At 35.2% G+C, this 12823-nt stretch carries 6 protein-coding genes; 4 read left to right on the plus strand and 2 right to left on the minus strand.

The genetic code is table 11. From position 1 onward, the window contains the following. Nucleotides 1–4 precede the first annotated feature (4 nt). Nucleotides 5–5506, minus strand: a complete 5502-nt coding sequence (locus tag H6589_11540; protein ID MCB9175231.1) for a hypothetical protein — start codon at nucleotides 5504–5506, stop codon at nucleotides 5–7. 284 nt (nucleotides 5507–5790) lie between these two features. Here H6589_11540 and H6589_11545 point away from each other — a divergent pair, with 284 nt between their 5' ends. From H6589_11545 to H6589_11560, 4 genes are all read left to right on the plus strand, one after another. After that, entirely contained in the window at nucleotides 5791–8424 is a 2634-nt protein-coding gene (locus tag H6589_11545; protein MCB9175232.1) for a M1 family peptidase, read from the plus strand. Nucleotides 8425–8601: 177 nt separating this feature from the next. Further along, nucleotides 8602–8928: a helix-turn-helix transcriptional regulator gene (locus H6589_11550; protein MCB9175233.1), complete on the plus strand. Its 327-nt coding sequence runs from the start codon at nucleotides 8602–8604 to the stop codon at nucleotides 8926–8928. Between the two features lie 94 nt (nucleotides 8929–9022). Further along, on the plus strand, nucleotides 9023–10006 hold the full coding sequence (locus tag H6589_11555) for a DNA cytosine methyltransferase (GenBank protein MCB9175234.1): 984 nt from the start codon (nucleotides 9023–9025) through the stop codon (nucleotides 10004–10006). After that, nucleotides 9996–11012 (plus strand): NgoFVII family restriction endonuclease, encoded by a 1017-nt coding sequence (locus H6589_11560; protein MCB9175235.1) that lies wholly within the window; start codon nucleotides 9996–9998, stop codon nucleotides 11010–11012. Before H6589_11555 ends, H6589_11560 begins: the two co-directional genes overlap by 11 nt. Before the next feature lie 181 nt (nucleotides 11013–11193). Here H6589_11560 and H6589_11565 read toward each other — a convergent pair whose 3' ends face one another. Then, the gene (locus H6589_11565; protein MCB9175236.1) at nucleotides 11194–12750 is read right to left on the minus strand and encodes a DUF2807 domain-containing protein; all 1557 of its coding nucleotides are present in this window, start codon (nucleotides 12748–12750) and stop codon (nucleotides 11194–11196) included. Nucleotides 12751–12823 lie beyond the last annotated feature (73 nt).

Below are 12823 nucleotides of genomic sequence, written 5' to 3' on the forward strand. Positions count from 1 at the left end.
ATTATTACAACCCGCTTAAGCCTCCTCCAACTTGAACAACTTTAACCCATTTACCTGCTTTTTTAGCATTTATCTCATGGTCGTACATGGCCTCGCAATAAACAGTTGGTAAATAAAACTCTCCTAAATAACTTGCATTTAACACTACTCTAAATGTTTTCGATTTATTCTTGTCGATATTAAAATAGGAATAAACTCTATCGTCTCTGAAATCCTCGTAATCAGGTTTGTCTTTTAGTGCAGTTGATTCGTTTACATCCATTCTGGTGTTACGAATTTCCCATCCCGAAGGGAAAATTTGAGTCAACGCCATTTCTTTGTAATGACCTCTTAATCCCGGATTAGAAACCGTTACTTCAGCAATAAAATCGGTGCCTTGTTCAATAACCGATGGGTCTATTTGAGCACCGTTCATGCTTAAATATTTTACTGACATTTTCAGGTCGTTCTCCCCATTGGTTTGATCTCCAGTTAATGGAATTCCATCCAATTGTATTTGAACAAAAAGCTTTTTACTGCTCGTGTTTTTTATACTTACACTTCCATCAGCGTTCAATGAAAAATTTAGCTTGGTTTGTTTAATTGGTGTGGTAGAACTTACACTTTCTGGTTTACCATTAATGGTGATGTTGTATTTTAAATCAGATTTTCCTGCCCCACCAATAAACTTTGTTATAGACAACAGTGCATAAGCTGTTGTTTGTGTACTATACCAATTTCTTGAAGACATACTTTTTGCTATATTATCAAATACCTTTTTGCCTCTTACATTGTCTTTCATTAAAGCTAAAACTTCCAATATCATTGCCTCATCTCTATCAGAACTTCCATACGTGTACGACAATTCTTTGTAGTTCTCAACGGTAGTTTCTATGTTTTTTACCATTGTTTTAGCCACCTCTGTTTTACCAGCTAGTAAATAAGCTCCCGCCAATCTCCATTTTGCAGCAACCGATAAATTTGGTGTTTCTTTCATTCTGTTCATTGCTCCCATAGCAGGATGTTTAGCTAATGCTAAAGTGTATAAACGATAGGCTTGAACCAACTCTCCATTGTAATAATTATCTCTACCAACAGCACTTGGCGACCAAGAATTAGCCTGTTGTTTCTGGAATTTTATCCAATTATCTAAAAATCCTGCTGGTAAAGCATAACCTTTTTCCTTGGCTTCGAGCATAAAATGACCTGCATAATTGGTCCCCCACTCCGAAGCCTCGCTATATGCTCCAGGCCAATAAGTCATTCCTCCACTACTCAACTGAAACGATTTTAATCGGTTAATCCCATCCGTAATGTTCGACTGAATTTTTGCCTTTTGTTCAGCAGATAAATCCAATACATCGGTTAAAAATAATTGAGGAAAAACGGATGATGTAGTTTGCTCAACACAACCGTGTGGATATTGTATTAAATATTTTAATCTACTCTCTAAATTTAGCGGCGGAATCATCGACACCTCAACAACCCCATTATTTGTTCCAGCCATACCAACAGCTTTATAAGCCGAACTCCATGTTTCTCCAGGTTCAACTACTGCTTCAATGTATTCGTTTACTCTTGGGTTAGGCACTCTAACAGCTAGCTCAATTTCGTGAGAAGCACTTTTGTTGCCACTTTTTACTACAACTTTAACTTTTCCTGTTCCAATTTTGTCGGCAACTTTCAAATCAAAATTAATCACTTTGTCCCCTTCTTCATCAAAGCTTATGGTTTGTGTATTTCCATTTTCAATTTTAAATAAACTGTTGGTTTGCACCTGAACGGTAACTTCTTTTACAGATTTATCCATTGCAAAAACATTTACTGGAAGTTTAACCAGTTCGCCAGGACCAACTACTCGTGGAAGCGTAGCAAGTACCATTAATGGTTTTTTAACGGGCGTGGTTTTTTCGGCAGAGCCATAAGCTCCTGCATTTCCTGCCACTACCATTGTTCTAACCGATCCCACATAATTTGGCATCATAAATTTATGGGTGTTGGTCCCGCCTTTTTCAACTGTAAAAGGTCCTAAAAAGGTTACCACAGGTTTAAATCTGTTTACTTTATTTGCATCGTTTGGATTAACAGATTCATCACCTCCCAACGCTAACAATCCAGCCATTTCTCCCGAATATGCTCCAAGCACATATTTGTACATGTCCCATGTTTTTACTCCCAGTGCTTCTTTTGCATAAAAATGATTCCATGGGTCGGGGGTTTTAAACCGTGTTAAATCCAACAAGCCTTCATCAACAACAGCAACGGTATAAGTCATTTTTTTACCTTGAGCTTCTTTTATTTTAATAACTACCTCTTTTTCAGGAGCCAACTCATCGGGCATTGTTATAATTGGTTTTAGATGTGTATTAGGGTCTTCCACACCAATACCTTGAACGCCATACATTCTAATTGGTAAATCGTTTTGAACGCGAACATGTGGTTGTATTAAAGATACGTGTACAAACACATTTGGAGCCATTTCGGGTGTAGTTTTAAACGTAAACGAGCTGCTTAATTCGTTTGGTTTTACCCAAAATGTTTGCACCACTTTCGAGCCAGACTCTATACTTACCAAGGCTCTACCTTCTTTAAATTTAGGTAGTTCAACTTTTACCTCTTCGCCAACATTGTAGTTTTTCTTATCGGTAGAAAAGGTTAGCATTTCTGCTCCTTCAGGATTATCTTGTCCGCTATTGTTCCACCAACCTTTGTACGTTACATAAAACAACTGCCCTGTACTATGACCTGATTCAGGGTCAATAACACGAATCAATTTTCTGCCGTACATTTCTTTATCAAACTTCAAGGCATAAATGGCTTTTCCATTTACCGTATTTACATAATCTGTTTTTATTAAATTGGCTGATTTATTAGAAACATATCTTGCCAAATCATCTTCATCACTTCTTTCCCACCACCATCTCCAACGTACATCGTAAATCTCAATTTTTACTCTTGTTCTATTTACACTCTTTCCATTCTCATCAACAGTTACAATTGGAATTAAATTGGTTTCGTTCGAATACAAAGCATCATTCCAGCCTTTTCCTTTAGGAATTTTTACCCCAGCATAACTTGTAAAAGGCGAATAATAGGTGGTGAAATTATCTATACTAAAATCTCCACCTGTTTCAAAAACACGTGTTTTAAAATTCGCTTTCAACATTCCCGGCGCATCATCACCTACCTTTATCGACGGAGAAAATGATGCTAACCCTTGCCCATCGGTACTTCCTTTAAAAATGATTTTATCCTCTGCCTCGAATGATTTTGAAGGGTCGTCGAACGAATAATCTTTGTAATTTTTAAATTCGGTAACGCCTCCTTTTAAACTTAATTCAACATCGGTTTTTAAATTTTTAGCAATAGCACCATGCAGCCACCTAGCCTCTATTTGTCCTTTTTTTCCTGAATTTGCCTTAATAATTTCTTCGCCAAAATCCATGTTTATTTTTAAACGATTGGGTTTAACTGTTTCTATTTTAATGGTTTTGGTAAACGAAGAGCCTCCAACTTTTATTTTTGCTAACCAATTCCCTGTTTGGTCGGTTATTTCGGTAGCCGTTCTAAAATCGTAAAACCCGTTTACCGAGGTAGTTTTTACCTTACGTTGATAAAGCTGACTTTCGGGGGTATATAATTCAAATACCACTGGGTGATTTTTTGGAAGGCTGTTGTTTTTGTCTTCCAAGATAAACGTAACATACAAAGAATCTCCAGGCCGCCAAACGCCTCTTTCGCCATAAATAAACCCTTTAACTCCTTTTTTAAGTTCTTGTCCGCCAATATCGAACATACTCATGGATAACGACGAACCATCGTCCAACCTTAAATAGCCGCGTTGTTTATCTTTTTTGGCAACCAATAAAAAGGGTTTGTTTTTTATTTCAATATCTACCATTCCATCGCCATCAGTAGTTTGTGTGGCAATTAATTGGTTTTGATAATTGTATATTTCTACAGCAACTCCAGAAAGTGGCTCGGCTGTTTTAATATCAGTAATGGTAGCTTTAACAAATCGCCCATCGGCACCTTTGGCAATTATCCCTAAATCGGAAGCAAAAACGTTTTTGCTAACCGTTCTTCCACTCGATAAATAATAAGAGTTTGAGCAAGGGTCTTCGCGTTCTTCCCAATTATAGTCTTCATCATAGTAATAGTCTTCGTCATCATAATAATCCCAATAATAATCGTTTGGACCATCGTATTTTGCAAGTTCCTTATCTTCGGTTTCGTACTCATCATCCACTTTTTGTTTCGAATCACATGGGTAAAGCGAATGTGCTCTTTTAAACCCAATTTGAATTCTATAAATTGCTCCAGGTTCTACTTCAATTAATTTTGAAAGATCTAATGAAAAGGTATTCCAAGTGCCATAATCAATGGGTTTGTTGCTCACCAATTGAACTTCGTTTTTATACACTATTCTACCTACTCTCGTCATTTCTCGGTTTCCATCAAACTGATTGACTTGGAAAAATTGAGCAATGTTGTCTTCAAAAACTTTAATTATTTTAACATCAACAGCTTTTAGGTTTACCGCTTTAAACGGATAAATTAATCCGTTGGTGCTTGGTAGTATTACTCCATCACCAATTGCTTCAACAGCTGGTTTGATGTTGGTAAATGTGATGGTTTTTTGAAATTTTTCCATCAAATTATAGTTCAACGTATTTTTTACCCCTTTTTCCACCACAATTTCATGGTCGCCAGTTAATCGAGACGAAGGATAAACATGAACATCGTTTCTATCGATAGCGATTCTAACAGTACTGTTTGGTTTGAAATAAATCAAACCTTCTAAATTTTGGTCGCGTTTTAATGGGTCGGAAAAATGAAGGGTAAGGTATTGTTCTGGTTGTTGATTAATGGTGGTGTTCATCACCATAAATTCGTCTAAAGCAGGAATAACAATAACTTCTTGACCATCTTTTTCAGCATCAATTTCTTTACCAGTCCACGAAATAACGATTTCGCTTCTTTTTTCACCTCTTCTAATACTATCAACCGCAAATTCGTGCGATTTTCCATCCTGAAAATGATCCCATGTTATTGATAATTTTTTACCATTTTGAGTTGCTACTACTGATTTTTCGATGTTTTCAGCATTTGCATTATCGGCGGTTTGCAGCTTACCCATAACCATTTGCCACTTTAAATCGTCATCGTCATAAGCTCTCATCCCATTAAATTGAACAAAAATGGCTTGTTTTATGGTTTGAAACTGAAAACGAAATTCTTCCAAATCATCTTCAACTTTAACTATTTTTCCTAGTTCAAATGTTGCTGTATAGAGTTGTCCCGATGGGAGTTTTTCACTCGGGCGAAACTCAATTGTTCTGCTATCTATCCAACGAGTTGTTCCTTTAATATCAGGGCTAAAATCAAAAAGGTCGTCTTCTATCAATTCCTTTTGCTGCTCTTCAGCAACCTCATCCATCAAACGAATTTGTATGGTTGAACTATTTGAAATAATTCCAGATGTATAGCCAGAAATATAGCCAGTAAAAGCGGGGTTAATTTCCAAGATTTTATCGTCAGAACATTTAACAAAAATCAGGATTAAACCAAGGCTTACAAACAGAGTAGTAACTCCATTTTTAATTGAATTGAATGAGAACAAATTTTTTGTATTAATGTGGTTAGTATATATTCAAAGATATAAAAAATATGCCCTCATCATTCTAAAAAAATCGTGGTCGTCCTTTTTAGAAAAACTATTCCTCCTTAAAAACAACCCTTTATCATAGATTTATTGAATTACATTATTTTTTTAATCATCTTTGTTCCCACAACTAAAACTACCATCTAATGATTAAAAATTTAGTATTAATTTCTACTTCGGCATTATTAATTTATAGCTGTAAACCCACTCAAACCATAAACTTACCCGAGCAAGTTGTTGAAATAAACAACCCAAATGCTTTACCAACGCAACCCATTTACAATGCATCAAATACTAGAGATTTTGATTTATTACACACCAAGTTAGATGTAAAATTTAATTGGGATAAGACCTATTTATACGGAAAAGCAGAATTAACGCTAAAACCCTATTTTTTCGAAACCAACAAATTAGCTTTAAATGCCAGAGGTTTTGATGTAAACAAAGTTCAATTGGTTGCTAACGGAACTTTTTCCGATTTAAAATACGCTTATGATGGCTTATTCATTAACATTGATTTAGATAAAACCTATAAAAGAACTGACACCTTAAAAATATTTATTGATTATACTGCTAAACCTAACGAATTAGAGGCTGGTGGTAGCAATGCCATTACTTCCGATAAAGGTTTGTATTTCATAAATCCTGATGGAAGCGAAAAAGACAAGCCTCAACAAATTTGGACACAAGGCGAAACTCAATCAAGTTCTGCATGGTTTCCAACCATAGATTCTCCTAACGAACGTTGTACAGGCGAAATTGCCATTACCATAGAGGAAAAATACAAAACGCTTTCTAACGGTATTTTAACACACCAAGAAATTAATGGAAACGGCACAAGAACCGATTTTTGGGAAATGAACCAGCCTCATGCTCCATACTTGTTTATGATGGCTATTGGCGAGTTTGCTGTGGTAAAAGACAAATGGAGAAACATTGATGTAGACTATTTTGTTGAAAAAGAATACGAAGACGATGCTATGGCTATTTTTGGTTTAACTCCAGAAATGTTAGAGTTTTACTCGAAAAGATTAGGTGTTGATTACCCTTGGAAAAAATACAGCCAAGTAGTTGTGCGTGATTACGTTTCTGGGGCAATGGAAAACACCACAGCGGTTATTCATGGTGATTTTGTTCAACAAACTAAACGAGAGTTGATTGATGGAAGTGCTGGAGAAGATGTAATTGCTCACGAATTGTTTCACCACTGGTTTGGCGATTTGGTTACTTGCGAATCGTGGGCGAATTTGCCATTAAACGAATCGTTTGCAACCTATGGTGAGTATTTATGGAACGAGTACAAGTATGGTTTAGACCACGCTGATTACGGTTTACAAAACGATTTAAATGTTTATTTACAAGATGCTCAAGACGGACAAAAAGACATGATTCGTTTTGATTATGAAGCAAGAGAAGATATGTTTGATGGACACACCTACCAAAAAGGTGGTCGAATTTTACACATGTTGCGTAATTATTTAGGCGACGATGCTTTTTTTGAATCGTTAAAATATTACCTCAACAAACACCAATTTACCGATGTGGAAATGCACGAATTTAGAATGGCTTGTGAAGATGTTACCGGTAAAGATTTAAACTGGTTTTTTAACCAATGGTTTTATGCAAGTGGGCATCCTATTTTAAATATTAATTACGACTACGATGATGCTTCTAAAACGCAAATTGTAACCATTGAGCAACAACAAGATTTTAGAAAAACGCCTCTGTATAAATTGCCCATTAAAATTGACATTTATGTGGATGGAAAAGTTGAATCGCATGCTGTAAATGCTGATGAAGCTCGTAATACTTTCACCTTTCAGGTAAGTGCTAAACCTAGTTTAGTAAATGTTGAGGCAGACAAAATATTGTTGTGTGAAAAAGTAGACAACAAGAAAGATATGCAGGAATGGGTGTTTATGTACAATAATTCTCCAAAATATTTAGACCGTTACGAAGCACTTTCTGCTTTAGCTAATTTGACTGATAATTTTGTCACAAAGACAATAGTAAAAGCATTAGACGATAAGTATGAAAATATTAGAAAATTGGCTATTCGCTCATTAAAAAATGCTGTGGACAGTCACAATTTGGAGGTAAAAGATAAATTATTGGGCATTGCTAAAAACGACCCAAAAACACGAGTAAGAGGCGATGCTATTTATGCCTTAGCTAAGTATTATAAAGGTGATGATAATTTAAACGAATTGTTTGTTGATGGTTTAAAAAACGACTCATACACCATTATTTCAAGGTCGTTGGCTGCTTTAGCTGGAACAGACAAAGAAGCTGCCATGAAAAATGCCAAAGCTTTAGAAAAAGAAACCAACTCTTCTATTTCTGGTGCTGTTGCTTCGGTTTACGAAATACACGGTGGAGCAGAACAACATGCTTTTTTCAAAGAAAAATATGCAACATTAGAGGGTTATGGAAAATACAGCTTTGTTAGTTCGTATGGTAATTATTTAAAAAACCAAAACGACGAAACCTTAAACGATGCCATGCCTATTTTAGAAGAAATTACCTTGAACGAAAAAGCTTGGTGGGTGCGTATGGCAGGTATAAATGTGGTGGCTGAATTAGAAAACAACTATGCCATGAGGAGTGAAGTGTTAACCAAAGAATTAAAAAAAGCGAAAGGAACCGATAAAGAAGCAGATTTAACGGCTGCCATTAAACGTATTGGCGAACAACAAGATAAACTAATGGCAATTATTGATAAAGTTAAAGCCACAGAACAAAATCCTTACCTGAAAAAAATGTTGGGAATAGCTGAGTAAAAATATATAGTGCGAATAAAGTGCATATGCACTTTATTCGGATGTTGCCACTAATGCTGAAGAAACGTTAGCAAAAAACAATTAGACCCAGATGAAAAAAATTGCAAACTAATAAAAATTAGTAGATAAAACTTTTTGTATCTTTGACAAAATCGTCAAGGCGTAATTTTCAAGAACATGAAAGAAACTTTTGGAGAATATATCCACAAACTTAGGACTGGGGGCAGCATGACTTTGACAAAGTTGGCTGCTGCTTTAGACCTTGACCAATCGACACTCTCGAAGATTGAGAATGGAAAGAGAAATGTACCAGCAGAAATACTTCCTAAACTTGCTTCAACTTTTTCTTTAGACATTAAAGAACTCGAAAAAGAATATTACAGCGAAAAAATTGCGGAATTAATTTATTCGTATGACGAACCTAAAAATGTCTTAAAACTTGCGGAGGAAAAAGCCAAGTATTTTAAATTAAAAAACATCCAACAAGGAGAAATAAAATTCTAATATGAAAATTGAAAACATAGTCGAAGAACCTCAATTGCGATTTGAGACTCCTTTACCAAAAATAAAAAAAGGAAAATCCCCTAATAAAATTGAAATGATTTCTCTTTTTTCAGGATGTGGCGGGATGGATTTGGGCTTTCATTTATCAAACTTTGATATAAAGTGGGCTAATGATTTGGATAAAATGGCTTGCGAAACGTACGCTAGAAATATTGGAAATCACATCGTTCACGGTGACATTACTCAATTAAATTACAAACAAATTCCAGATGCTGATTTAGTTATAGGTGGTTTTCCTTGTCAAGACTTTTCGATGATTTGGAAACGTGGAGGAATTAACACCGATAGGGGTAATCTTTATAGAAACTTTGTAGAAATTGTTTCTTTAAAAAACCCTTTAATGTTTGTAGCAGAAAATGTAAAAGGCATATTGACAGCCAACAAAAAACAGGCTATAAAACAAATAATTGATGACTTCTCTAAAACAGGGAAATATGGATATACCACTACTCCCTACTTGATAAATTTCGCAGACTATGGAGCACCACAACTGCGAGAAAGAGTTCTGATAATTGGTGTTAGAAAAGACATAGATGCATTTTTTGACATTCCATCCCCTACACATTCACCAACTAATTATGTTTCAGCAAAAGAAGCATTAAAACAAGCTCATAAAGTTAAGTACAACAACGAACACCAAAATATTCAGGAAAGTACAATTGAAAAATTAAAATTAATTCCGCCAGGTGGCAATTTCACAGACATTCCTAAAAGTTCCCCTCACTATGTTAAAGGCATGATTTCCCACGTATATAGACGACTACACCCTGACAAACCTTCTACAACAATAATTGCTGCGGGTGGTGGTGGAACATGGGGTTATCATTTTGACGACCCAAGACCATTAACAAACAGAGAAAGAGCAAGACTATTTGGTTATCCAGACGATTTTGTTTTTGAAGGAAGTATAACAGAAGTAAGAAAACAAATAGGCAACTCAGTTCCACCAGCAGGAATATTGCCAATTGCAAAACACATTAAATTATTTTTAGAAGCAGTTAAAGCCAATGTATACTAATTTATCACATCACGGAGGAGATTTTAGAGATATTCTTGATATTGAATTTCCAAAAGCAAAAAATGTTTGTATTGCTTCGGGTTATGCTTCTTTGGACATATTACATGCATATGAAACTGAGTTTATAAAAATCGCAAATAATGGTGGAGTGTCTAAACTCCTTTTAGGAATGGCATTTTATGAAGGATTGAGTTCTAAAAAACTTGATACAGCAAATGCCTTGAATGAAAAATTGAAGAAATTTAAAAATGGCTCAGGAGTTTATGTAACTAATGGGAGACGTTATCATGGAAAGGTATATTGGTTCGACCAAGAATCTGATACTAATATTTATGTTGGTTCTTCCAATTTTTCATCAAGCGGAACAAGGGGTAATATCGAATGTACAGTTCCTGTTTCAGACAAGAAACAAAAGCAATCTGTAATTAAATTTTTGAATGACCTCTATTCGCCATCTCATGCCATAACAATTGACAGAGCAGAAATAACCGTTCCGGGCAAGAAAAAAGTAGTATTAAAAACCGTTGAGAATTTTTGGGATGCTTTAAAAAGGTATGACCCGACAACAATAAATATTGCAACACTGCCAAAATTCGAATTCCCATTAGAACGAGTTGCAGAAATGGAAAAATCAAATCTTAATGTTTATTTTGGAAAGGGTAGACTTAACACGAAGAACGGTAAAATTATTCCGAGACCTTGGTATGAAATCGAATTGATAGCAAGTAACGACCTGAATTCTCAAGTTTATTACCCTAAAGGTGATTTTTTAGCCTATACAGATGACGGATATATTATTCCAATGCGTACTCAAGGAGATTATTACAAAAACATTAGGTCAAAACAAAGTTTACAGATTTTTGGAATATGGCTTAAAGGAAAACTTGAAAGAAGTGGAGCATTAGCAAAATATGAACCTGTAACTCTTGACACATTAGAAGAGTATGGCAACAATAAATTAGGTTTTTACAAAATTGAAGAAGGTAAATACTACATGACATTTTAAACAATGGTTACCAAGAATTTAGAACAAAAAAGACACACTAAGCGGCAACACTCGCTAAAAAAGAAAAAAGCCCCGCGGAATTGCGGGGCTTTTCATTTGCACTAACTAAACGGTGGGTAATATAAGGAGGTAAACAACTAACTCTTTTTAATTCCCTCCCTTCGGGAGGGTTAGGGTGGGCTTAAAACCCTAATAATGTCATTCCTACGCTCACAGGGTACAATTCTGGTCCTCTTCCACTTTCAAACAACGGTGTTAAACTATACGTAGCAAAGAAATTTAACCAACCATAACCTACTCTTGCTGTTAAAGCAACTTTAAATGGGTTGGTATTAAAGTCTTTATCATCTTTTACTTTTTGCTGATTTCCATTGTCTTTATACAAGTATTTCATTCTAGTAGTAAACTTATACCCTACAATAGCTCCTGCCGATAAGTGAAACGACTTATTTTTATGGTCGCCAGTATTTATTTCAAACAGAAATGGCGCATCAATGTAAAATGTTTTAAACCTGTTTTTCGAAAAGTTTACGGTACTATCTACAACTCCCCACGTGTAGTTTTGGTTGTAAGCATTAACATTGTTGCTTACAAAATTTCCTCCGTTTTCAATCAACCTTACATTGTGTTTTAACTCGTAGTTGTTGTATTCTAACCCTAAACCTGTTACAAACCCAAAGTGATGTTGGTAAATTTTAAAGAAATGCTCGTAAAAGTTTAAACTAAACACCCACGATTTTGCATAATCCAACTCCATAAATTGGGTTACTTTTTTTGGGTCGGTTAATTCTAACGATGGGTCGTGATTTAAATTAAAATTACCACTACTGTTTACAAAACCATTGATACCTAAGTCAATTCCAGCCCAATGGTTTCTTCTCTTTTTTGGCGTACGATTAATTGAAATAGAATCGTTTATTACCAATAAGTGTGTTCTACCTAGTTTAATTCTTGTTGTATCATTTACTACTTGCACATCGTTTTCTCCAATTCCTGTAATTACAACATCTTCTCCTTCTATTAATACTTTTCCAGTACCAACATTTATTTTTAGATTATCATTACCCATGCGAATATCAGACCCCCCAGATTTTCTGAGATTGTTTACAGTAGGGTTGCCATAAACTTTAACATCGCTAGCACCCGAAACAACACCCGAAAGCTCTTGTTTGGCATTTACGTGTACATCACTAGCACCCGAAACTGTTACTCGAGCAAACTCAGCTTCAAAATCTTTGGCTTTAACATTACTTGCCCCTGACGATTCTATTATAAACTCTTGTGCTGTACCATTCAATTTTACATCGCTTGCACCCGATGTTTTTAATGTAAAGGTGTTGGCTTTTAAGCCTAAGAAAATATTCGATGCTCCACTCGTTTTTAATTCAAAATCACCTAAAGAAAGAAGTCCTTCATTTTTTAAGGTAGAAGCTCCACTTATGTCAACTCGCTCTAAGTTCGAAAATGTAACACGAATCTTCATGTCCGATTCAGCTTTAATTTTGTCTTTTGCATAAATGGTTAATGTTCCACTTTTTACTTCTGTAGCAACACCACCTAAATATTCGTCTGGTACACCAATAATTTCTGCTTGATTGGTACTACCTTGAACAAGTTCGATGTTAAATGCCGATGAAACTTTCATGCCACTAAAATCTTCTAAAGTTCTAACATTGTTTTGAGCCATGGCTAAAACCGAACTTGTTAAAATTGATATGAATAATGTAATTTTTTTCATTTGTATGTTTTTTAAATCAATGTTTGTTTTTGAATTATTGAAATAAACTATAGTTTGTTTTTGAATGTGACGC

The sequence above is a fragment of the Flavobacteriales bacterium genome (genome assembly GCA_020635795.1).
GTDB lineage: Bacteria > Bacteroidota > Bacteroidia > Flavobacteriales_E > Vicingaceae > Vicingus.

Bases quoted from the DNA above. Each gene is read 5' to 3' on its own strand.
- H6589_11550 (MCB9175233.1), top strand. From the start codon at position 8,602: ATGAAAGAAACTTTTGGAGAATATATCCACAAACTTAGGACTGGGGGC.
- H6589_11560 (MCB9175235.1), top strand. From the start codon at position 9,996: ATGTATACTAATTTATCACATCACGGAGGAGATTTTAGAGATATTCTT.
- H6589_11545 (MCB9175232.1), top strand. From the start codon at position 5,791: ATGATTAAAAATTTAGTATTAATTTCTACTTCGGCATTATTAATTTAT.
- H6589_11555 (MCB9175234.1), top strand. From the start codon at position 9,023: ATGATTTCTCTTTTTTCAGGATGTGGCGGGATGGATTTGGGCTTTCAT.
- H6589_11565 (MCB9175236.1), bottom strand. From the start codon at position 12,750: ATGAAAAAAATTACATTATTCATATCAATTTTAACAAGTTCGGTTTTA.